The organism is Paractinoplanes hotanensis, assembly GCF_023717965.1.
GTDB lineage: Bacteria > Actinomycetota > Actinomycetes > Mycobacteriales > Micromonosporaceae > Actinoplanes > Actinoplanes polyasparticus.
The window spans coordinates 16,646-38,265 of record NZ_JAMQOL010000055.1 but is presented as its reverse complement, the minus strand read 5'-3'; the positions used below and the strand labels follow the sequence as shown (position 1 = coordinate 38,265).

The 21,620-nt window shown below is 70.4% G+C and carries 22 protein-coding genes and 3 tRNA genes; 15 read left to right on the top strand and 10 right to left on the bottom strand.

Translation table 11 applies throughout. The annotated features are described in order from the left end of the window. Positions 1-53: 53 nt before the first annotated feature. Positions 54-791, top strand: a complete 738-nt coding sequence (locus tag LXN57_RS37130) for a DUF6745 domain-containing protein (protein ID WP_251802898.1) — start codon at positions 54-56, stop codon at positions 789-791. A gap of 276 nt (positions 792-1,067) precedes the next feature. Further along, a tRNA-Trp gene (locus LXN57_RS37125) sits at positions 1,068-1,141 on the top strand. 165 nt (positions 1,142-1,306) lie between these two features. Here the strand turns inward: LXN57_RS37125 and LXN57_RS37120 are convergent. Further along, positions 1,307-1,693: a VOC family protein gene (locus LXN57_RS37120; protein ID WP_251802897.1), complete on the bottom strand. Its 387-nt coding sequence runs from the start codon at positions 1,691-1,693 to the stop codon at positions 1,307-1,309. 28 nt (positions 1,694-1,721) lie between these two features. Here LXN57_RS37120 and LXN57_RS37115 point away from each other — a divergent pair. The 5 genes from LXN57_RS37115 (at position 1,722) to LXN57_RS37095 (ending at position 3,232) form a co-directional block, all read left to right on the top strand. Then, positions 1,722-1,793: transfer RNA gene (locus LXN57_RS37115), tRNA-Met, on the top strand. A 4-nt stretch (positions 1,794-1,797) separates the two neighbouring features. After that, a tRNA-Arg gene (locus LXN57_RS37110) sits at positions 1,798-1,871 on the top strand. Positions 1,872-1,913: 42 nt separating this feature from the next. Further along, positions 1,914-2,279, top strand: a complete 366-nt coding sequence (locus LXN57_RS37105; protein WP_251802896.1) for an ArsR/SmtB family transcription factor — start codon at positions 1,914-1,916, stop codon at positions 2,277-2,279. Then, on the top strand, positions 2,276-2,731 hold the full coding sequence (locus LXN57_RS37100; RefSeq protein WP_251802895.1) for an SRPBCC family protein: 456 nt from the start codon (positions 2,276-2,278) through the stop codon (positions 2,729-2,731). The genes LXN57_RS37105 and LXN57_RS37100 overlap by 4 nt, the downstream gene beginning before the upstream one ends. Positions 2,732-2,752: 21 nt before the next feature. After that, on the top strand, positions 2,753-3,232 hold the full coding sequence (locus LXN57_RS37095) for a hypothetical protein (RefSeq protein WP_251802894.1): 480 nt from the start codon (positions 2,753-2,755) through the stop codon (positions 3,230-3,232). 24 nt (positions 3,233-3,256) lie between these two features. Here the strand turns inward: LXN57_RS37095 and LXN57_RS37090 are convergent, their stop codons facing one another. After that, positions 3,257-3,952 carry a TetR/AcrR family transcriptional regulator gene (locus LXN57_RS37090; protein WP_251802893.1) on the bottom strand — a complete coding sequence of 232 codons (696 nt, stop codon included), beginning with the start codon at positions 3,950-3,952 and terminating at the stop codon, positions 3,257-3,259. Between the two features lie 27 nt (positions 3,953-3,979). On the opposite strand from LXN57_RS37090, the gene LXN57_RS37085 reads away from it, so the two are divergent. Beyond that, entirely contained in the window at positions 3,980-4,801 is an 822-nt protein-coding gene (locus LXN57_RS37085) for an alpha/beta fold hydrolase (protein ID WP_251802892.1), read from the top strand. Here the strand turns inward: LXN57_RS37085 and LXN57_RS37080 are convergent. After that, positions 4,785-5,570 carry an SDR family NAD(P)-dependent oxidoreductase gene (locus LXN57_RS37080; protein WP_251802891.1) on the bottom strand — a complete coding sequence of 262 codons (786 nt, stop codon included), beginning with the start codon at positions 5,568-5,570 and terminating at the stop codon, positions 4,785-4,787. The two genes, LXN57_RS37085 and LXN57_RS37080, sit on opposite strands and share 17 nt — an antisense overlap. A gap of 69 nt (positions 5,571-5,639) precedes the next feature. Here LXN57_RS37080 and LXN57_RS37075 point away from each other — a divergent pair, with 69 nt between their 5' ends. Next, positions 5,640-7,379 carry a pyruvate dehydrogenase gene (locus LXN57_RS37075; RefSeq protein ID WP_251802890.1) on the top strand — a complete coding sequence of 580 codons (1,740 nt, stop codon included), beginning with the start codon at positions 5,640-5,642 and terminating at the stop codon, positions 7,377-7,379. Here the strand turns inward: LXN57_RS37075 and LXN57_RS37070 are convergent. Next, positions 7,376-8,377 carry a fatty acid desaturase family protein gene (locus LXN57_RS37070; RefSeq protein ID WP_251802889.1) on the bottom strand — a complete coding sequence of 334 codons (1,002 nt, stop codon included), beginning with the start codon at positions 8,375-8,377 and terminating at the stop codon, positions 7,376-7,378. The two genes, LXN57_RS37075 and LXN57_RS37070, sit on opposite strands and share 4 nt — an antisense overlap. Before the next feature lie 102 nt (positions 8,378-8,479). Here LXN57_RS37070 and LXN57_RS37065 point away from each other — a divergent pair, with 102 nt between their 5' ends. Both LXN57_RS37065 and LXN57_RS37060 read left to right on the top strand, forming a co-directional pair. Beyond that, complete coding sequence (locus tag LXN57_RS37065) at positions 8,480-9,775, top strand: sensor histidine kinase (protein WP_251802888.1); 1,296 nt, start codon at positions 8,480-8,482, stop codon at positions 9,773-9,775. After that, positions 9,727-10,362, top strand: a complete 636-nt coding sequence (locus tag LXN57_RS37060) for a LuxR C-terminal-related transcriptional regulator (RefSeq protein ID WP_251802887.1) — start codon at positions 9,727-9,729, stop codon at positions 10,360-10,362. The genes LXN57_RS37065 and LXN57_RS37060 overlap by 49 nt, the downstream gene beginning before the upstream one ends. Here the strand turns inward: LXN57_RS37060 and LXN57_RS37055 are convergent. Beyond that, a complete protein-coding gene (locus tag LXN57_RS37055; RefSeq protein ID WP_251802931.1) occupies positions 10,347-11,279 on the bottom strand; it encodes an LLM class F420-dependent oxidoreductase in 933 nt (310 codons plus the stop codon). The genes LXN57_RS37060 and LXN57_RS37055 overlap by 16 nt on opposite strands. Positions 11,280-11,566: 287 nt before the next feature. On the opposite strand from LXN57_RS37055, the gene LXN57_RS37050 reads away from it, so the two are divergent. Both LXN57_RS37050 and LXN57_RS37045 read left to right on the top strand, forming a co-directional pair. After that, positions 11,567-12,547 carry an ABC transporter substrate-binding protein gene (locus LXN57_RS37050; protein WP_251802930.1) on the top strand — a complete coding sequence of 327 codons (981 nt, stop codon included), beginning with the start codon at positions 11,567-11,569 and terminating at the stop codon, positions 12,545-12,547. 63 nt (positions 12,548-12,610) lie between these two features. Next, positions 12,611-13,438, top strand: coding sequence for an ABC transporter permease (locus LXN57_RS37045; RefSeq protein ID WP_251802886.1), 828 nt, complete (start codon positions 12,611-12,613; stop codon positions 13,436-13,438). A gap of 72 nt (positions 13,439-13,510) precedes the next feature. On the opposite strand, the gene LXN57_RS37040 is transcribed toward LXN57_RS37045, so the two are convergent. Then, on the bottom strand, positions 13,511-14,560 hold the full coding sequence (locus LXN57_RS37040) for a beta propeller repeat protein (protein ID WP_251802885.1): 1,050 nt from the start codon (positions 14,558-14,560) through the stop codon (positions 13,511-13,513). Positions 14,561-14,643: 83 nt separating this feature from the next. On the opposite strand from LXN57_RS37040, the gene LXN57_RS37035 reads away from it, so the two are divergent. Beyond that, a complete protein-coding gene (locus LXN57_RS37035; protein WP_251802884.1) occupies positions 14,644-15,198 on the top strand; it encodes an antibiotic biosynthesis monooxygenase in 555 nt (184 codons plus the stop codon). A 42-nt stretch (positions 15,199-15,240) separates the two neighbouring features. Here the strand turns inward: LXN57_RS37035 and LXN57_RS37030 are convergent, their stop codons facing one another. Then, positions 15,241-16,875: a sensor domain-containing diguanylate cyclase gene (locus LXN57_RS37030; protein WP_251802883.1), complete on the bottom strand. Its 1,635-nt coding sequence runs from the start codon at positions 16,873-16,875 to the stop codon at positions 15,241-15,243. A gap of 204 nt (positions 16,876-17,079) precedes the next feature. Between LXN57_RS37030 and LXN57_RS37025 the strand changes: the two genes are divergently transcribed. Further along, entirely contained in the window at positions 17,080-17,892 is an 813-nt protein-coding gene (locus LXN57_RS37025; protein ID WP_251802882.1) for an SAM-dependent methyltransferase, read from the top strand. Positions 17,893-18,066: 174 nt separating this feature from the next. On the opposite strand, the gene LXN57_RS37020 is transcribed toward LXN57_RS37025, so the two are convergent. Genes LXN57_RS37020 through LXN57_RS37010 form a run of 3 tightly spaced genes read right to left on the bottom strand, consistent with a single transcriptional unit; the run spans position 18,067 to position 21,543 of the window. Beyond that, positions 18,067-19,062, bottom strand: a complete 996-nt coding sequence (locus tag LXN57_RS37020; protein ID WP_251802881.1) for a LacI family DNA-binding transcriptional regulator — start codon at positions 19,060-19,062, stop codon at positions 18,067-18,069. Continuing rightward, the gene (locus LXN57_RS37015; protein ID WP_251802880.1) at positions 19,040-20,407 is read right to left on the bottom strand and encodes an amidohydrolase family protein; all 1,368 of its coding nucleotides are present in this window, start codon (positions 20,405-20,407) and stop codon (positions 19,040-19,042) included. Before LXN57_RS37015 ends, LXN57_RS37020 begins: the two co-directional genes overlap by 23 nt. Then, positions 20,404-21,543 carry an NAD(P)/FAD-dependent oxidoreductase gene (locus LXN57_RS37010; RefSeq protein ID WP_251802879.1) on the bottom strand — a complete coding sequence of 380 codons (1,140 nt, stop codon included), beginning with the start codon at positions 21,541-21,543 and terminating at the stop codon, positions 20,404-20,406. Before LXN57_RS37010 ends, LXN57_RS37015 begins: the two co-directional genes overlap by 4 nt. Positions 21,544-21,620 lie beyond the last annotated feature (77 nt).

Below are 21,620 nucleotides of genomic sequence, written 5' to 3'. Positions count from 1 at the left end.
TCCGTCAAGAGCTGTGGGATCGGGCGGCGGAGACTCGCCGCGAATGGCTTGACGTGGGGATCTCCACCAAGCCCGCCGACCACACCACCTCGGAAGAAATAATCGCCTCGCTGTACGCCCGGCATGGCCGTCCGCGGCCGCAGTTCGTCCGGGTCGCGTCGCCACGCGCGGCCATCCCGTACCTCGAAGGCCTGCCCACCCACGACGCTCTGCGATCGTGGCTGGGCGATCGGCGGCCACCCGGAAGATTTCCGCTGGCCGGAGATGTCGCGGCCGGGCTCTCCCGCCTGCGGTCGGCCCTGGAGGCCGACTTCACCGAGCCACCCCCGGACCGTACGCCGATGAAGCGCCGCAAGGGTGAGGCGTGGCCCGTACTGCCGCCCGGCCAGGCCCTCGACTCCGGGTTGCCGTTCCACGAGATGCTCACCCAGGGCGTACGGAATGCGCTGTTCCGAAGCCTGGCCGGGATCTACCTTCCCGTACGGGCCGCTCTGGGTCAGTCGGTCGGAGCGGTGCCGGTCGGCTGGTACGGCCAGCAGGACGCTTCGTGGGTCGCCCACGTCGACGCCATCCGGCGGACGGTCCAGCCTCACCTGCGACACGAGCGCGAGTTCGCCGAGTGGTCGGCGCTCACGCGGTCGGCCGGTTGGTGGTGGCCCGGCGAACACCGATGTGTGCTCGTCGACCGCCCGGTGATCCTGCGGACCGAACCGGTGCCCCACGCCTGGCACGAGGAGATCCGCCCCGTCCACATCGAATACGCCGACGGCTGGTCGGTGACACCGGCGTAGCGCCGTTTGCCGGCCCGGCCCTCGTGGCCGGGCCGGCTCAGGCGGGGCGAGCAGGAAGATCAGCGCGCCGTTAAATGGATTGCTGCAAGCAATGGCGCGCCCTAATGTTCGGGGTGTCCGCGAGAGCGCCACACGAAAGGAGATCGAAGATGCGATGGCCCGAAGCCATGTGCGCCGACCTCTGTGTGAGCGCCGCGGAAACGCGCCGGCGAATGCGCCGATCCGGCCGCCGGTAGCTCTGTGAACGCCTGCTCGCCGGGGCGTGAGCATCAACGTATGGGCGTAGCTCAAACCGGGAGAGCGCCGGCCTCCAAAGCCGTCAGGTGCGGGTTCGAATCCTGCCGCCCGTGTGCTTGTCAATTGTCATTTCCGAGACCGGAGCGGCGGCGCGTCGCGGGCCGGCCGCGGCGGGTGAGGCGACCGCCGGGCTGGCTGCCGGGGCATATTTGCGCTACCCCGACAACGCGTGGCCGCCGCTCCGGTCGATCCGTCGTCGTGCTCCTCGGCCTGACCGGTCAGCCGTCATCGCGTACGAGGCAGAAAGGGTGACCGGCCGGGTCGAGCAGGACCCGGACGTGGGCCTGTGGTTGGTCGGCGGCCAGTTCGGCGCCCAGCCCCTTCGCCTCGGCCACGGCGGAATCCAGATCACCGACCTGGAAGTCGAAATGCATCATCGGGCGCTGACTGCCCTCGGCCGGCGGCCAGACCGGCCGCACATAGTCGGTTGCCTGCTGGAACACGACGTAGTTCGACCCGTCGGGGGTGGTGGCGAGGACGGTGGTGCCCGGTTCCTCGTGCACCACGGGCCAGCCGATCAGGTCGGAGTAGAACCGGGCCAGCTTCGCCGGGTCCGGCGCCTCGACGGCCATGCCCCACCACATGTTGCTGGTCCGCGTCTGCATTCGAGCACTGTAGAACTTTCCTGATCCCGTCGTCGTAGCTCAGCGGTAGAGCGCCGCCCTCATAAGGCGGAGGCCGGTGGTTCGAGACCACTCGACGACACGACGCCCCCGTGGCGCAGCTGGACAGCGCGCCGGATTACGAATCCGGAGGCCGGGAGTTCGACTCTCCCCGGGGGCACCGACGTTGAACTTTCCGGTTCAGTTTCGTACAGTGAGCCACGTGGTTCAGCAACAGGAATTGGATCGGGTGTTCGCATCACTGTCGGACGCGACCAGGCGCGGCGTCCTGGTGCGGCTGGGCGAGGGGCCGGCGACCATCGGCGAGCTCGCCGAGCCGACCGGCATGACCCTGACCGGGATGAAGAAACACGTCCAAGTTCTCGAGGACGCCGGCCTGGTGGTCACCGAGAAGGTCGGCCGCAGCCGGCAGTGCCGCCTCGCGCCGGCGCCGCTCGACGACGCCATGGCGTGGATCAGCTTCTACCAACGGCTCTGGGCCCGCCGCCTCGACGGCCTCGACGCCTACTTCACTCTGCGCCGCGGCGCAGCCCCCACCGATCGACGAGAGAAAGAGCAGGGGCCATGACGCTCGACATGCGGATCACGCGGGAACTGCCGGCCACGCCGGAGGAGGTGTTCGACGCCTACACCGACGCCGAGAAACAGAAGATCTGGTTCAGCATCCTCGACGAGGAGCCCGGCATCGTCGAGATCGAGGTCGACCTGCGGGTGGGCGGCAAGCAGACCGCAGTCTGGGGCCCGAATCGCGACACGCTGTTCCACGAGACGCAGACGTTCCTCGAGATCGACCGGCCGCGCCGCCTGGTCACCGAGTCGACCGGCTCGGGCCCCGACGGCCTCGAGATGACCACGCGCGTCGAGATCACCTTCGAGGAGAATGGCGACGGCACCCTCGTGACCGTCGTGCAGAGCGGCTTCCCGGTGCCGGAGGTCCGCGACTTCTTCGTCAACGAGGTCTGGCAGGGCGCCTTCGCCCGCATCGAGGCCTTCCTCAGGCGCGAGAACCCGAATGCGTAGCCGACCGGCGATCATCGGTATGTGCAGCTGGCCGACGAGTCGGCGGCGCAGCTCGTCGAGGATCTGGCCGCCCGGCTCGAACCGTCGCCGGCGCCGGTCACCGGGCTGCGGACGGCTGCGGCCAGTGCGGCGCTGCGCCGGGGGCGCACCTGTTACGACCATTTGGCGGGCCGGCTCGGCGTCGCGGTCACAGAGGCGATGGCCGGGGCGGGGATGCTCGACGTGGGTGGTGGGTTCGCTCTCACCCCGTACGGGAAAACGTTCTTGACCTCGACGACCGGTGCTCAGCCGGCGCCGGGGCGGCGTCCGCTGGCCCGGGGCTGCCTCGACTGGACCGAGCGGCGGCAGCATCTGGCCGGGGTGGCCGGCGCGCGGCTGTGTGAGACGTTTCTGGCCCGGCGGTGGGTCACCCGCATCGGTTCCGGCCGGGCCGTGCGGCTCACACCGGACGGTGGGAGGGCGCTGCACGAGCTGCTCGACCTGGACACCGCCGGTCTCTGACGTTGCCGAGGCGAAGAGCGCCCGCTAACCGGGGGCGGCCTCCAGGCCGGCGGTGAGCAGGGCGACGGCGGCGAGCAGTCCCGCGCGCGGAGCATCCCGCCAGTGCGGCGTGATCGGCATGAGGGCGGCCGACAGCGGATACGCATCGGGCATCGCCGCCGCCTGGGCGCGCCAGGTTTCGAGGTCGGCCGCGGTCAGGCGGGAGTAGGCGGCCGCCGTCTGGGCGGTCGCGCGGACCGTCGCGTACAGCATCGTCACGGCCGGCGGGCGGGAGCCGGGCGGCACCGTGAAGCGCTCGAAGATCGCCAGCAGCGCTTCCATCCAGTCCTGCTCGTTCGGGCCCTGACTGGCCTGGGACCACGGCCGCTCGGTCAGCCACGGATGGGCCAGGTAAACCTCGTACAGCGCCGTCGCCCAGCCCGTCAGCGCGCCCGCCAGATGATCCCGCGGTGCGGGCAGAGCGGGCATGGCCGAGGCCTGGTCCTGCATCAGCGCGAGCAGGTTCTCCTTGGTTCCCACGTACGGATAGAGAGCCATCGCCGTCCTGCCGAAGCGCCCGGCCACGGCCCGCGTCGACACCGCCTCGAGTCCGGACGCGTCGGCCAGGGTGATCGCCGCGGCGAGGATCTCGTCGAGGTCCAGTTGCTGTTTCGGGCCGCGGCGGGGCGTGGGCAGGGTTGCCCCGCGGTGCCGCCAGAGCCGCTTCAGGTGGTCGTCCATAACTCCTGACAGTGTATAGTGTTTTGCATGCCGACCGTGACTTTGCACGACGGATCCACCCTCGACGTCCGGGTCGAGGGCAGTGGTCCCGCCATCTTCCTCCCCGTCAGCACGGCGATCATCGAGGGCGAACAGGCCGACGCGATGCGGGCCTGGGGCGCCGACCCCGACAACGGCCACGCCCTGGCCACCGGCCTGGCCGACGCCGGCTTCCGAGTGATCACCGCCGACTACGAGGGCCACCGCAACCAGCACCCGGCGCCGCTGACCCTGACCGCCGACGTGGTCGCCGCCGACCTGCAGGCTCTGGCCGGCGCCGACCGTTTCGCCTACTACGGCTATTCCTGGCTCGCCCTAGCCGGGCTGCAGCTGGCCATCCGCACCGACCGCCTCACCGCCCTGGCCATGGGCGGCTACCCGCCGCTCGGTGGCCCCTACGAGGCGATGCTCGCCGTCACCCGCTCGGCCCATCGCATGGCGCTCGACCCGCCGCCCCCGCCCACCGGCGAGCCCGTGGCCGGCGATTGGGACTCGGTGGCCTTCACCCAGACGCCCGACCAGACCCGGCAGTTCGTGACGCTCTACGAGTCGCTCCAGGACTTCGACGAGCGGGCGGTCGACCTCGACATCCCCCGGCTCGCCTTCGCCGGCGCGGAGGACAACATCCAGTACGGCCCGGCCTGGGACAACGCGTATGTCGCCCTGGCCGAGCCGCTGCTCGAGAACCGCGAAGCCCTGCGGAAGGAGGGTTGGGAGGTGCGAACGATCCCGAAGGCCGACCACATGGTCGCCATGCAGGCCGCCACCGTCCTGCCCATCCTGATCCCCTGGCTCAGGTCGTCACTTTGAGCCAGCCCCCGTCCACGTAATAGGTCGATCCCACCGAGTAGGCGGCGCGCTCGGAACAGAGGAAGACGAAGAAATCGGCCACCTCGGCCGGGGTGGCGAACCGTCCGATCGGCGCGTTGTCCTCGGCGATCCTGGCCAGGTACTGCTCCCACGTCTGTTCGGTGCCCGCGGTCAGCGCCTTCGCGGTTTTGATCCAGTCCCCGGTCATGACCAGGCCGGGGTTCACCGCGTTGACCCGGATGTTGTCCCCGATCAACTCGTTGGCCAGGCACTTGGAGAACATGACGAGCGCCGCCTTGGTGGTGTTGTAGATCGGCTCGTAGCCCAGCGGCTGGGTGGCGCAGATCGAGGCGTTGTGCAGGATCACGCCGCCGCCGCGGGCCTTCATCTGCGGCGCGATCTCGCGCGCGAGGCGCACGGCCGCCATGACGTGCAACTCCCAGTAGAACTGCCACCGGGCATCAGGGGCGGTCAGGATCTTCTCGTCGCTGCCGGTGCCGGCGTTGTTGACGAGAATGTCGGCACCGCCGAACTCCTGGTGAACGGCGGCCGCCACGACGGCCGCACCCTCGGGCTGCGCGAGGTCGGCGGGAACGGTGAGAACCCGTACGCCGGAAATCGACTCCGCCACGGCCCGCAACCGGTCGGCCGAACGGGCCACGAGGGCCAGGTGGACGCCCTCGGCGGCCAGCCCGCGGGCGATCGCCTCACCGATTCCGGCGTTACCACCTGTGACCACTGCCACCCTGTCAGTGAGACGCAGATCCATTTTTTCTCCGTTCGCGCGCTCTCGAGCTCGGGTACTGCACGCACATTCGCACGAAGGCGGGAGGCCGGGGTGTTCGGTAAGGGAAAGACAGTCGCTGACCAGTTGGTCGAAGTGCTGATTCAGGCCGGCGTGGAGAGGATCTACGGCCTGGTCGGGGACAGCCTCAACGCGCTGACCGACGCGATCCGGCGCAACGACGCCATCGAATGGGTCCACGTGCACAACGAGGAGGCCGCGGCGTTCGCGGCCGCCGCGGAAGCCCAGCTCACCGGCAAGCTGGCGGTCTGCGCGGGCAGTTGCGGGCCGGGCAACACCCACCTGATCCAGGGCGTGTTCGACGCGCACCGGTCGGCCGCGCCGGTGCTGGCGATCGCCTCGCACATCGTCTCGACCGAGATCGGCTCCGGCTTCTTCCAGGAGACCGATCCCAAGCAGTTGTTCGGGCAGGCCAGCCACTGGACCGAGATGGTCTCGTCGGCCGAGCAGATGCCGCGGATGGCGCGGATGGGCATTCAGCAGGCGGTCGGCAAGCGGGGCGCGGCCGTGCTGGTGATGCCGGGCGACGTGCTCGCGGCCGAGGCCACCAACGAGACCGGCGCCGGGCACGCGGTGGCCGGGCCGGTGCTGGGCGCGCCGTCCGACTACGTGCTCGAGGACCTGGCCGAACGGATCAACGCGGCGAAGACCGTGGCGATCTTCGGTGGGATCGGCTGCGCCGACGCCCGCGAGCAGGTGCTGCAACTGGCCGAGTGGCTGGGCGCGCCGGTCGGGCACACGCTGCGGGGCAAGGACGTGCTGCAGTACGACAACCCGTACGACGTGGGCATGTCGGGCCTGCTCGGCTACGGCGCCTGTTACGAGGCGACCCACGAGGCCGACCTGCTTCTGCTGCTCGGCACCGACTTCCCGTACCGGCAGTTCCTGCCCCAGAAGAACACGATCCAGATCGACATCGACCCGTCGCGCCTGGGCCGCCGCACGGCGCTCGACCTGGGTGTGGCCGGCGACGTCGGCGCCACCATCACCAGGCTGATGCCGAAGCTCGAGCGCAAGGACCACAAGTTCCTCGACCGCATGCTCACCAAGCACGTCCGCGAGCTGGACCGGGTCGTCGACGCGTACACCCGGGACGTCGAGCACCTGGTGCCGATCCACCCGGAGTACGTGGCCTCGATCCTCGACGAGGAGGCGGCGGACGACGCCGTCTTCACCGCCGACACCGGCATGTGCACCAGCTGGGCGGCCCGCTACATCACACCCAACGGGCGGCGCCGGCTGCTCGGCTCGTTCGTCCACGGCACGATGGCCAACGCCCTGCCGCACGCGCTCGGCGCCGCGAAGCTGGACCCGGGCCGGCAGGCGATCTCGATGTCGGGCGACGGCGGGCTGGCCATGCTGCTGGGCGAGTTGCTCACCGCCAAGCTGCACAACCTGCCGGTGAAGGTGGTGGTCTTCAACAACTCCAGCCTCGGCATGGTGCGCCTCGAGATGCTGGTGGCCGGCGACCCGCCGTACGAGACCGACCACGACCACGTCGATTTCGCGGCCATCGCCCGGGCGGCCGGGCTTTTCTCGGTACGGGTGGAGAAGCCGGACGAGGTCCGCGGCGCGCTCCGGTCGGTGCTCGACCACGACGGTCCGGCCCTGCTCGACGTGGTGACCGACCCGGACGCCCTGGAGATCCCGCCCCACATCACCAAGGAGGAGGCGGCCGGATTCGCGCTCGCCGCCGGAAAGTCGGTGCTCTCCGGCGGCGTCGGCCAGATGTTGCACCTGGCCCGCACGAACCTGCGTAACCTGCCCCGCTAGGCGGTCTTGCGGAGCTCGGCGCCCACGTCGTGCAGGTGGCTCAGGGCCTGACGGTACGAATCGGTCAGGCTGGTCATCTCGTACGAGACGCCGATCTCCGCGCAGTACCGCTGCACGATCGGCTGCGCCTTGCGCAGGTTGGGCGTCGGCATGGCCGGGAACAGGTGGTGCTCGATCTGGTAGTTGAGGCCGCCCAGGGCCGCGTCGACGAAGCGGCCGCCCCGGACGTTGCGCGAGGTCAGCACCTGCTTGCGCAGGAAGTCCTCGTCGCCGGTGGGGTGCGGCATGCCCTTGTGGTTGGGTGCGAACGTCAGGCCCAGGTACACCCCGAAGATCGCCTGGTGGACGACGAGGAAGGCGATCGCCTGCAGCGGGCTCAGCACCGTGACCAGGGCCGCGAGGTACGCGATGAGGTGCAGCCCGAGCAGCGCGGCCTCCAGCGGCTTCTGCTTCTGCGAGATCCACCGGATGCTGTCGCGCTTGAGCGAGAGCCCGAGCAGAGTGAGCAGCGGGAAGAAGAAGTACGCCTGATGACGCGTGAGGAAACCCTTGCCGGCTGCCGCCTCGCGCGACCACACCAGCATCCCGGGCCCGACGTCCGGGTCGAGGTCGTCGTGGTTGGGGTTGGCGTGGTGCTTGGTGTGCTTGTCCATCCAGTAGCCGTAGGACATGCCGATGGCCAGGTTGCCCGCGATCAACCCGGCCCGCGCGCTCGGCTTGTTGGTGCGGAACACCTGCCGGTGCGCGAGGTCGTGGGCTACCAGCGCGGTCTGCGCGAACACCACCGCCAAAAAGGCGGCCACGGCCAGCGTCCACCAGGAGGCGCCGATGGCGAAGAACGCGGCCCAGCCCAGGATCAGCGCCCCGCCCACCAGACTCAATCGGGCCACGTAGTACGCCGGCCGGCGGCGTAGCAGCCCGGCCGCGTTGATCCGCCGGCCCAGTTCCGCGAAGTCGCTTCCGGCCGTCGCCCGCGGCCGCTCTGCCATTGTCGTCATGCCCTCCAGCAGACACTGCGGGAACCCTCAAGGTCAGGAGTGCAGGGCCCCCAGCCTTTGGTAGGGCTAGCACTACTGAGTTGCCGGCTCCGGTGGGCCACGATGAGAAGCGTGGAGACAAGAGACTGGCTGCGTGACGGGCTCCGGGCGGTGGCGGCCGGATTGCTCGGGATCGTCCTGGCCGTGCTGAACTTCCCGCTCTTCGTGCTGTTCGTGGTGTCGCTGGTGCTCACCCCGGTGCTCGGGATCGGCCTGTTCCTGTTGCCCGCGGTGACCGCGCTGATCCGGCTGCGGGCCGATCTGGCTCGCCGGGTGGCCGGCTGGCACGGCGTGCGCATCGTGCGTCCCTACCGCCCGAAACCGCCCGGCGTGGCCCCGATCGGCTGGGCCCGCTACAAGTGGATCGTCAGCGACCCGGCGACCTGGCGGGACTTCGCATGGCTGCTGCCGGGAGCGGTCGGCGGCCTGGTGCTCGGCATCCTCACGCTGGGGCTGCCGGCGTACGGGGTCGAGGGCATCGTGCTCCTGCCGCTCTGGATATATCTGGGCGGCGAGTGGTCCGGCTACGGGGTCAACTGGCCGATCGAGAGCGTCAGCGAGGGCTTCCTCTCGCTGCCTCAGGGCGCGGTGTTCCTGCTCCTCGGCCTCGTCGTCGCGCCGCACCTGCGCCGTTTCGACGCGCTGTTCGCCCGGCTCTTCCTGGCGCCCACCCGGGCGGCCGAGCTGCGGCTGCGGGTCACTCAGCTCACCGTCACCCGGTCCGACGCGGTCGACGCCCAGGCCGCCGAGCTGCGCCGCATCGAACGCGACCTGCACGACGGGGCCCAGGCCCGGCTGGTGTCGCTCGGCATGGCCATCGGCCTGGCCGAGGAACTGGTCGAGCGTGACCCCGAGACCGCCCGCAAACTGCTCGCCGAGGCGCGCGAGAACAGTTCGACCGCCCTCGTCGAACTGCGTCATCTCGTACGCGGGATCCACCCGCCCGTGCTGGCCGAGCGCGGCCTCGACGGCGCCGTGCGGGCGCTCGCGCTGACCATGGTCATTCCCACCACTGTGGATTCCGACGTGACCGGCCGCCTCGAGACCCCGGTCGAGTCGGCCGCCTATTTCGCGGTCGCCGAAGCTCTGACGAATGTCCAGCGGCACAGCGGCGCCAACGTTGCTTACGTCAGCATGCGCCGCACCGGTGACCTGTTGCGCCTGGAGGTCGGGGACGACGGCCACGGCGGGGCCGATCCGATGCGCGGCACCGGCCTGGCGGGAATGGAACGCCGCCTCGCCGCCTTCGATGGCACGATGTCCGTGTCCAGCCCACCGGCCGGGCCGACCATCGTGACCATGGAGCTGCCGTGCGCGTCGTCATCGCCGAGGACCATGCTCTCCTCCGGGACGGACTGACCCGGATCCTCGAGGCGTTCGAGTTCGAGGTGGTGGCGGTCGTCGGCCGCGGGCCCGACGTGCTGCCGACCCTGCTCGACTGCAAGCCCGACGTGGCCGTCCTCGACGTGCGCCTGCCACCCACCTTCACCGACGAGGGTCTGCAGGCGGCCATCGCGGCCCGCCGGCAGATGCCGGGCCTGCCGATTCTGGTGCTCAGCCAGCACGTCGAGCCGCTGTACGCCCGCGAGCTGCTCTCCGACCGCCGCGGCGGGGTCGGCTACCTGCTGAAGGACAGGGTCAGCGACGTCGCGCAGTTCGTCGACGCGGTGCGGCAGGTGGCCGGCGGCGGCACGATGATGGACCCCGAGGTGGTGGCCCGGCTGCTCGACCGCAGCCGGCCGCTCGACGTGCTCACGCCCCGCGAGCGCGAGGTGCTCGGCGAGATGGCCGCGGGCCGTTCCAACGCGGCCATCGCGGCCAAGCTCTTCATCACCGAGAAGGCCGTCAGCAAGCACATCAACAACATCTTCACCAAGCTCGGCCTGCCGGTGTCCGAGGACGACAACCGCCGCGTGCTCGCGGTGCTGGCCTACCTGGACAGCTGAGGCAGCACTTCGCTCGCGATCAGCTCGAGGTGGTCGACGTCGTCCATGTCGATCAGGCGCAGGTGCACGCGGGTCGCGCCGATCGCCTGCATCTCGCCGATGCGCTGCACCAGTTGGGCGGGGGAGCCCTCCACCGGGTCCTCCGGCGGCAGCACGCTCTTGACGTGCAGGGGAGCGGCGCGGCGCGCGGCCTCGGCGCCGGTACGGCCGATCGCGACCACGATGCCGGCCGACAGGGTGAGCGGCTTCGACCGGCCGATCGCCGCGGCGGCGGCCCGGACGCGATCGAAGGCGGCGGCGGTCTCGGCCACGGTCTTGAACGGCATGTTGTATTCGTCGGCGTAGCGGGCCGCCAGATCCGGCGTACGCCGCGGGCCCTTGCCCCCGACGATGATCGGCGGATGCGGACGCTGCACCGGGCGGGGCAGCGCCGGAGCGTCCACCAGGTGGTAGTGCTTGCCGTCGAACGAGTAACTCTGGCCCTCGGGCGTGCCCCAAAGTCCCGTCAGGATCTCGAGCTGTTCCTCGAGACGGTCGAAGCGCTCGCCGACCGCGGGGAAGGGGATGCCGTACGCCGTGTGCTCGCGCTCGACCCAGCCGGCGCCCATGCCCAGCTCGACCCGGCCACCGCTCATCTGGTCGACCTGCGCAACCATGATCGACAGTGGCCCGGGCATACGGAACGTAGCCGAATTGACCAGGGTGCCGATCCGCAGAGTACGGGTCTCGCGGGCTAGTCCGGCCAGCGTGATCCACGCGTCGGTGGGCCCGGGCAGCCCCGGCTCGGGAGTCAACGCACGGTAGTGGTCGGCTCGGAGCAGACCCTCGAAACCGGCGTTCTCAGTGTGACGGGCGAAGTTCAATTGAGTGTCGTACGTCGCACCCCGGTGCGGTTCGACGAACAGACAAACGCGCATCATCGTCCCTCATAAGCCGAGCCTGGGCGCATACCCGGCTCATCCTGATCGATCGTGTGTGATCCGTCTACTTCGGTTTTTGAGACGAACCTGTCATCGATGCATGTGCCAGTTTGCCCTACGATCCCCGTCGGGACACCACTGCCCCACGTTCGACCACTCACGGCCCCGGTGGGCCAATTGCCGGGTTGCCGGTTCCCCATTCGACCGCACCAGGTCGGGAAGGATCTACGGTGCACAGAAGGACCCTCGTACGTTCCGTTGTCGCCGGCGTGCTCGCCCTCTCCATGAGCGCAGCCGCCGGGTGCAGCGACGACTCGGCTGACGGCGACGGTGGCAGCGGCGCCTCGCTCGAAAAGATCACTTACCTGACCTCGTTCGGCACCTTCGGCCGCGACTCGTACGCGTACGTCGCCCTCGACAAGGGTTACTTCAAGGACGCGGGCTTCGACGTCACGATCAACCCGGGCAAGGGCTCGGGCGAGAACATCAAGTCCATCGTGTCCGGTCAGGCCCAGTTCACGCCGATCGACCTCACCGGTGGCCTCCTCGCCGCCGGCGGCAAGGACAAGACGACCGGCTTCACCGCCGTGGCGGCCATCCAGCAGCGCACCATGGCCGCGATCATCGCGCTCGAGGGCAACGGCATCAACTCGCCCAAGGACCTCGAGAACAAGACGCTGACCGACGCCCCCGGCTCGGTCGTGCGCACGCTGTTCCCGACCTACGCCAAGCTGGCCAACATCGACCCCAACAAGGTCAAGTTCCAGAACGGCCAGGCGCAGGAGCTGATCGGTCTGCTCGCCTCCGGCCGCACGCAGGGCATCGGCCAGTTCGTGGTCGGCAAGCCCACCGTCGAGACGGTGGCCAAGGGCAAGAAGGCCGTCGTGCTGCCCTACAGCGACTACCTGCAGGACCTCTACGGCAACGTGCTGATCACGTCGACCAAGTACGCGACGGACAACCCCGAGAAGGTCAAGAAGTTCTCCGAGGCGCTGCTCAAGGGTCTCGCCGACTCCATCGCGAACCCGGAGGAGGCCGGCCAGATCACGCTGAAGTACGTCAAGACGGCCAAGCCCGAGGGCGTCGCGGCCGAGCTCACGCTGATGGGCCCGTACGTCAAGTCGGCCGCCGCCGGCATCCCGGTCGGCGCCCTCGACGCCGAGCGCGTCGCGCGGAGCATCGCGATCCTGCAGGGTTCCGGTCAGATCGAGCCCGGCCTCAAGCCGGAGCAGGTCATCAACTTCGACCTGACGCCCAAGGCCTGACCTTTGTCTGCACGGGGTGTGCCGGGCTTCCGGCGCACCCCACATGCTTGAGGAGCACCCCCGGTGCAAGACACGCTGACGTCCCCGACGGAGGCTGCCGTGGCCCGTCCCACCCGCCCCGAGCGGCGATGGTCACCCGCCGTGGTGGCCTGGCCGGTGCTCGGCATCGTCCTCACCGTCGTGGTGTGGTGGGCGGTCGTCGAGATCTTCGACATCCAGCCGATCATCCTGCCGTCCCCGGTCGACGTCTACGAGGGCTTCCGTACGTACCCCGAACTGCTGCTGCAGACGACGTGGGACACGGTCCGGGTGACCCTGATCGGCTTCGGCCTGTCGGTGATCATCGGCGTCGCGCTGGGCACGGCCATCGCCGCCTGGAAGCCGTTCGAGCGTGCCTTCGGCCCCCTGCTGGTGGCGCTCAACGCCGTACCCAAGGTAGCCATCGCACCGCTGATGATCGCGTGGTTCGGCTTCGGCACCAAGCCCGTCCTGGCCATGGCGTTCCTGCTCTGCTTCTTCCCGATCGTGCTCTCCACCGCGACCGGCCTGGCCAGCACCCCGGCCGACCTGGCCGAACTGGCCCGATCGCTTTCCGCCACCCGCACCCAGACGTTCCTGCGCGTCCGCGTGCCGGCCGCGTTGCCCCAGATCTTCGTGGGGCTCAAACTGGCCATGCCGCTGGCCGTGATCGGCGTGGCCGTCGGCGAGATGCAGTCCGGCGGCGTCGACGAGGGCCTGGGCACGATCATCGTCCAGACCGCCGGCCAGGGCGACACCGCAACGGCCTTCGCAGCCCTCACCCTGATGGCCATCGTCAGCATCATCCTGTACTACGTCCTGGTGCTGATCGAACGCCTCGCCCTCCCGTGGGTGCGCGGCACCACCGCCTGACCAGCGGCGGCACCGCTCTTCACCGGCACCGATCTGGAACACGGGCCGGTCAGCCCCGAACGCGCGGGTTACTCAGTGTTTGTGGGTCAGCTTGGCCACGCGGCCCTTTTCGCCGGAGGACCAGCAGGCGCCGGGGACGCATTCGACGGCGTCGAAGCTGCCGGTGTCGAAACGCTTCCAGGTGCGGCCGGCGTCGTACGAGATGTTGCTGCCGGTGGGGCCGACGGCCAGGGCCGTGTTGCCGTGACCGAGCCAGGCTGAGCCGGAGCGGTATTCGCCGGGGACGGTGCGGGCGACGGTCCAGGTGCGGCCGCGCAGGTAGGCCGCGCCGTCGGGGGCGGCGGTCGGGGCCGCGTAGTCGCCACCGACGGCGATGGATGCGCCGTCACGGCGTACGGCCAGGCTGTAGATGCCGGCGCTCGGACCGCTCGGGACCGGGGTGGCCGTCACCGACCAGGAATGGCCGCCGTCGTGGGAGGTGAAGACGCGGGACTCGGCGCCGCCGCCGGCTGCGAACATCGCCTTGCCGCCGGCCGAGACGAGGCAGGTGCCGCTGGCCGCGAAGGCGAACTCGCCGGTCAGCGCGGCGGGCATGCCGGCGGTGGGCTGAACCTGCCAGGAGCGGCCGCCGTCGCGGGTGGCGAGGATGCGGAACTTGCCGTCGACCGGGTCGGAGAGGGCCAGGCCGTGCCGGCGGTCGAGAAACGTCAGACAGTCGTAGAAGGCGACGGGATCCTCGTTGCGGAACGACTCGCTCCAGGTGCGGCCGCCGTCCGAGGTGGTGTACACCCGGGAGTCGGCGCCGGTGCCGATCGTCAGGGCGACGGCGTTGCGGGCGTCGAACGCCTCGATGTCGCGGAACTCGAGCCCGGCCGCGGCGGGCGGACCGACCGGCGACCAGTGGCGGCCGCCGTCGACCGTCCGCAGGATCGTGCCGGCCGAACCGGCCACCCAGGCCACCTTCGCGCTGACCGGCGCCAGGCCGCGGAACCGGGCCTCGGCGCCGGTCGGGGTGAGCTGCCAGGCCAGGGAGCCGCCGCCGGCCTGAGCCGGGACTGCGGGCAGGAGCAGGGCCGCGACGACACCCGCCGCGGCCATCGACAACTTTCGCTGCAAGGTCATGAGGCGGAACATACCGTGTGGGCTACGGCACCGAAACCTTCACCGAGCAGCGCCGGAAACCTCGACATACCACAATGTGAGACATGGAGTCTCCCGCTGTCACCGTCGCCATCACCCGGCGAGCCGACCCGTCCCGGCAGGCCGAGATGACCGCCTGGGTGAACGCCGGCACGACGCTGGCCGAGGACTTCCCGGGCTTCCTGGGCACCGGCTGGGTGCGGCCGGACAAGGGCTCGCACGAGTGGCACATGCTTTACCGCTTCGCCGACGAGCACGCCCTGCGCAACTGGGAGGAATCACCCCAGCGCCGGTGGTGGCTCTCGTCGGCCGAGGGCTTCGTCGAGCACACCCGTACGGAAAAACGCACCGGGATCGAGGGCTGGTTCGACCCGCCGCGGGCGCACGAGGTCAGCGAGGCCGCCGCTCCGAAGGCCCCACCGCGCTGGAAGCAGGCCGTGACCATCTGGCTCGGCTTCTTCCCGGTCAGCCTGCTGGCCGCGTTCACCCTCAACCATCTGATCGCCGACCTCGACGCGGTGCTGCGCACCCTGGTCAGCACCCTCTGCCTGACCCCGATCATGACCTACCTGGTGCTGCCCCAGGTCACGCGGATGCTCCAGCCCTGGCTGCGCCGCTGAGCGGCGGGCGGCCGCAGACCGGGGACGCGTTACCTGCGTGACCTAGGTTTGCGACGGTTCGGGCCGTTCGTGCGAGTCGGCCATGACCAGGGCCAGCCGGCCGGTGCGGCCCTTCTTCGCCGCATACATCGCGGCGTCCGCTCGGGCGACCAAGGCTTCGGCGTCCGGAAGAACGCGCGACCAGGCCACGCCGATGCTCGCTGCGGGCCGCAGCCACTCGCCGGCCACCTCCACACCTCCGGAGTCCAGGGCGTCGACCAGCGACTCGCCGATCCTGCGGGCGTGCGCGGCGTCCGCGACGTCCCGGCAGATCACCACGAACTCGTCGCCGCCGAGCCGGCCGACCACGTCGCCATGGCGCACCGCCATGCGCAGCCGGTCGGCTACGTAGACCAGCATCCGGTCGCCCGCCGAGTGCCCGAAGCGGTCGTTGACCTGCTTGAAATCGTTGAGGTCGAGGTAGATGACCGCGACCCCGCGGCCCGCCGGCCGGCTCTCCGCCAGCGCCTCGAGGGTCGCCGCGCGGTTGTGGCAGCCGGTCAGTGTGTCGTACGTGGCCTGCTGCCGCAGCTGCTCGCGCAGCCGCACCTCATCGGTCACGTCGGTGAAGCAGAGGATGGCGCCGGTCACGCCCCCTGCCTCGTCGGTCAGCGCCCGCAGGTTGGCGCTGATTCTGCGCAAGCCGCGCGCCTCGTCGCGGTAGCCGTATTCGACGTCGGCATCCGCGCCGGTGGTCAGGACCGTCGCCAGCGACTTCTCGATCAGCGGGCGGTCGCCGGGCACCACGCCGCTCAGCATGGCGGTGAGGTGATCACCGTCGGCCGACCCGACTGCCAGGGCGTAGCCCGTGTTCCGGTAGACGATCCGGCCCTCGGGATCGATCTGCGCCACGCCCATCGGCAGCGTCTCGGCGAGCCGTCGCAGCAGTTGCTCGCTCGCGTGCAGCGCTTCCTGGGCGGCCATCTCGTCGGAGATGTCGAGCATCTCGGCGAGCACGTGCGGCCGCTCACCCTCGAGCCGGTTGTGGTTGGTGATCTCGAACCAGATGACCTCGCCGTCGCGGTGCAGGTGGCGTAGCCGTACCCGCCGGGCCGAGCCCACCGGCGAGCCGATCACGTCCATGTAGCTGGTGACCGCCCGCCCGCGGTCGTCCGGATGCACCAGCTCCAGCGTGGTGCGCCCGATCAGTTCCTCGGCGTCCCACCCCAGCAGCAGCCTGACCGCCGGGTCGGCCTCCAGCACCTTCGCGACGTCGTCCTTGACCATCGTGATGTGCCGCGGCCGTGGCTGCTCATGCTCCGGGCCGGAACCGCTCATTTCAGCGATGCCGCTGAACAGCACCGTGGTCACGTCCCAGCGGTGAGTGGTGTCGATGAACCGCAGTTCGACGTGATGCTCCGGCGCGGCGACCGGGCGCACCCGGCAACTGGACCAGCCGGCGGTCCGGCACTCGACCCAGGCGTCCGCCACCACCGCGTGGTCCTCGGGGACGACCAGGACGAGCGCCGAACTCGCACGGTGAACCGGGCGTAGCCCGGTTGCGATCAGCTCTTCGGGCAGCGGCACGAACAAGCCGTTCGAGGCCGCGGCGGCCACGAAACCGCTGCGATGCTCGGCCAGCGCAGTGGCCAACGCCGCATCCCGCTCCGCCGGTGGCGCCTTTTCCTGTTCAGCCATAACTGGCCTATCGGCAGGGCGCGGCCGAATCGGAGGGGTCCCGGGCCACGGTGTCGAGTGAAAAATCCACCCTTCCACCGCCGTCCCTCAACCGTCGATGAGATACGGAACCTGCGGCCGGTGGTATCCGGAACGGTGATAGGTATGCTGGCGTCGTTGATCCCGGAGTCCATTGCGGACTTCGTGTCTGTGAAGGGTGGTCGCGTGGCTGAGGAGCCGGTCGTCGAAAACGGCGGACACGTGTTGGACACCAACGTTCCCCAGACGGCCCGAATTTGGAACTACCTGCTCGGCGGCAAGGACAACTTCGCCGCCGACCGGGCCGTGGGCGATCAGATCATCGCTACCCTCCCGCATCTGGCCGAGCATGCCCGGCTCTCCCGCAAGTACCTGGCCCGGGCCGTGCGCTACCTCGCGGCCGACGGCGGGATCCGGCAGTTCCTGGACATTGGCACCGGCCTGCCCACTGCCGACAACACCCACGAAGTGGCCCAAGCGGTTGCCCCGCAGTCGCGCGTCGTCTACGTCGACAACGACCCCCTGGTCCTCACCTACGCCCGGGCACTGCTCACCAGCAGCCCGGAAGGGGCCACCGACTACATCGACGCCGACCTGCGCGACCCCGCCCCGATCCTGGCCGCGGCAGCCAATACGCTCGACCTCGACCGGCCGGTCGCTCTCATGCTGATGGGCACCCTCGGGCACATCGAGAGCGACGACGAGGCAAAATCGATCATCGATCAGATCATGGTGGCCCTCGCCCCGGGCAGCTACCTGGCGATGTACGACGGCGCCGACACCAACCCCGACGTGGTCGAGGCCACCCGGATCTGGAACCTCTCGGCCAACCCCCGATACCACCTGCGCAGCCCCGAGCGGATCGCCGGCCTGTTCAAGGGGCTGGAGCTGATCGAGCCGGGCGTTGTGTCAGTGACCCGATGGAAGCCTGACGCGGAGGCGGCCGCAGCTCCGGAGATCGCCCAATACTGTGCCGTCGGCCGCAAGTCCCAGCTCTGACAGATCTGGCAGGGCAGGGTCGGTGCGCCTCGTCACCTCGTCCTGCCCGCCGGCGCCGGCCCGTCGGCCACCACCTGATGGGCCTGGCGCCGCACCCGGTCGGCGGGGCCGGCCAGCACGTCGAGATCTTCAGCAGTCGTCGCCCGCCGATGTGCATCGCCTGGCGCTGGAGCCCTACCGCTCGCCGCACGAGGTGCGGGGGACCAGCGTGGGTTCGAAGACGAGCGCGACCGACTCGTCCGGCTGTTCGACGACGAGTTTCGCCGCCTCCCGCCCCATCTCGTACGAGGGCTGGGCGACGACGGTGATGCCGAGCGCGGTCGCCCACGGAAAGTCGTCCATCGTGAGGAAGGCGATGTCGTCGGGGACGGTCAGACCGCGGGCGGTCAACGCGGAATGGACGGCGACGGTCAGCCGGCCGGTGGCACAGACGATCGCGTCCACCGGCGCCTGCCGCTCGTGGGCGCGGGCGAACAGCGCGTCGATTGCGGCACCCACCCCCGTCTCGCTTTCCGCGACGGCCACCGCTTCCGGTGGCAGCGGCAGGCCCCGCTCGGCGAGCGCCAGCCGCAACCCCAGCGTCCGCTCGACCTGCGAGGGCCGGCGCCCCGAGGTGACGACGCCGACCGCCGATCGCCCGCACGCCGCCAGGTGCGCGGCCATCAGGCGGCCGGCCTCGATGTTGTTCAGGCTGATCGAGTGCAGGCCGGGCGGCGCGTCCGGCACGGTGCGCGCGACGATCACGCACGGCACGCCGCTCTCGGCCATCCGGCGGGTACGGCCGTCGGCCGACTCGCCGGTCGTCATGATCAGCCCGCGTACCCGGTGCTCGTCCATCGTCCGCACGTGCGCGACCTCGCGGTCGGCGTCCCGGAAGGTGTTGGCGAACATGACCAGACTGTCGTCGGCGGTGGCCACCTCGTCGATGCCGCGGATCAGATCGAGATAGAAGGGGCTGCTCAGGTCCCGGATGACGACGCCGATCGTGCGGGAGCGCCCGGCGAAGATGCTCTTGGTGAGCGCGTTGGGGGAATATTCCAGCGCGGCAACCGCCGACCACACCTTGGCGGCGGTCGTCGCGGTGACGGCGCCGCCGTTGAGCACCCGGGAGACAGTCGCCGTTGACACACCGGCGTGCGCGGCGACGTCACCGATAGTGGCTCTCTTCACCGACGCGCCTCCCGTCCCGGACCACGATGTCACCACCGATCATGACGGTCCCGACCCGGTGGAGCTGCGCGGGGTCCGTCAGCACCAGGTCTGCGATTGCGCCCGGGACCACGCGGCCGCGCCGGGGCGCCACTCCCGGGATGGCGTCGGCGACGTTGGCGGTCGCCATGGCGATCGCCGCCGGGAGGCGCACCACGCCGGCCTTGGTGGACCGGTCGATCGCCAGCAGGATCGGGTCGTGGTGGCCGCCCGCATAGTCGGTCGAGATCGTGTCGACCACCCCCGCGGCGAACATCGCGTAGAGCAACTCGGGACCCGTGGTGAGCCGCTGCGCGCCGAAGGTGTCCAGAGTCGACACGTCCACGACCGCACCCAGCTCCTTGAGCCGTTCGGCGTGCTCGACGGCCTCGCGCAGCTCGAAGCTCGAATGGTTGGAGTGCCCGGCGATCAGTGTCACGCCGGTCTTCGCGATGGCGGCGACCTGGGTCATCGACGCCGCGGCGTTGTGCACCAGCACCGGGACACCCGCCGCACGGGCCTGATCGGCCGCCTCAGCGAGGCCGCGCAGGGCGATGTCGAAGGCGGGCAGCACGATGTCCGAGACGACCGCCCGAGCATCCTCGACCGTCAGCCTGCCGAGCAGCCCCGCGTCCGCCAACGCCACCTCGACCGCGGCCGGATCGAACGCCGGCACCGCGATGTGCCGGCCCAGCACCGCGACCTTCAGCGCGTTCGCCTGCCGGGGTGTGATGGTCCGGCCCGTACGCCGCTGGACCTCGGCCGGGATGTACATGTAGCTCGCACCGCCACCGCCGAGGGTGTGCCCCGCACCGATCTCGCCGAGCGCGACCGCGCCGGATGCGACCGCGTGCCGGGCGGTGAAGGCCCGGTTGGCCGGGGCGAGGCCGCCGCCGTCGGCGATGGTCGCCGCCCGGAGGCAGGCCGGGGTGTTGCACGAGGCAAGCTTGACGTTGACCGGGTGCGCGCCGTCCGTGTCGGCCAGTGCCTCGGCGGTGACGAAGCCATCCACGCAGAGCACCGTCGTCGTACCCTCCAGCAGGTGCCGGTCGAGGTTGGCCAGCACCTGCCGGTGTGACAGTCCCGCATGGCCGCTCGGAAACAGCGGCCCGTACGCGGTGCCGTGGGTGTGGTTGTTGATCAGGCCGGGCATCACCAGGGTGCCGGCCGCGTCGACGATCTCGTCGACCGCGCCGTAGGTTTCGGCGGGCCGCGAGGGGACGATCTCGCGGACGGAGTCTCCCTCGATGACGATGTCGACGCCGTGCCGCGGATCGGTGCCCTGGCCGTCGATCAGGGCGCCACCGTGCAGGACGGTCGTCCTCACCGTTGGCCGTCCCGCGGCCGTTCGCCGGCCAGCCGTTCCCACCGGAACGCGGCCAGCGCGTCGTTGCGGTCCTCGCCGAGCGCTTCGGCCGCGACCAGGTCGCCGGCGTGCAGGCTCAGGGTCGCCCCGCTGTGCGACACGGCGAAGTGGAAGTTGGGCAGCGTGGCCACCCGGCCCAGGACCGGCAGCCCGTCGACGGGGATGGGCCGCTCACCCACCCGTACGCTCTCCACCATCGCTCCCCGCAGCCCCGGGTAGAGCGTGCAGGCCGCCCGGACCACCTTCTCGACCGCCGACCGGTCGACGCTGATCTCCCCGCTTTCGGACACGTGTGCCGCACTGTCGCTCTCCTGGGAGTGCACCAGGATCCGCCCGGCGCCGTCCGGACGCAGATGGACCTCGGGAGCGTGGATCACCCGAGAGATCGAGACCGGGACCGGCGTGCTGTAGACCAGCACGCCACGGGTGTTGCGCATCGGCAGGATCAGCCCGGCGAGCTCGGCCACCTCGGCGGCGCGCGGCCCCGCGCAATTCACCACGGCACCCGCGGGGATTCGGCGCCCCGAGGCGAGCCACACCGCGCGAACCAGGCCGCCGCGCAACTCGATCGCGATGACGGCGTCGGCGTGCACCACCTCAGCGCCCCGGGCGACCGCGGTGCTGAGCAGGTGGCCGATCAGCCGGGTCGGCTCGACCCAGCCCTCGCGCGGGAAGAAGGCGATCTCGTGCGGCGGCAACTGGGCGGGATCGAGGTCCGGCTCGAGGCGCGCCGCCTCGGCCCGGCTGAGCCACCGCGCTTCGTATCCGTAGTCGAGCACCCCGGCGACCTTCTTGCGCAGCTTGGCGTGGCCGGCGTCGTCGGCCGCCCATTCCAGGTTGCCGCTCTCGTGATACCAGTCGCTGCCGGTCACTGCGGCCGCCAGCTCCCGGTGTGCCCGCATGCCGGCGACGTTCAGGTCGTGGTAGGCGCGTGGCTGCTTGCCGCACGAGTTGGTCCACGAGAACGTCGCGCCGGAGGTGCCGGCGGCCGGCATCCCGGCGTCCACCACGGTGACGCGAGCGCCGCGTCGGGCCAGCGAGGCCGTTACCGCCGCGCCGTAGACGCCGGCACCGATGACCACTATCCGATCCATCATGCTGCTCCGCCTCCCTGGGGGGATGTAACTAGTTACACGATAGACCGGGAGACCATTTCTGTCTCTCGGCGTGACGG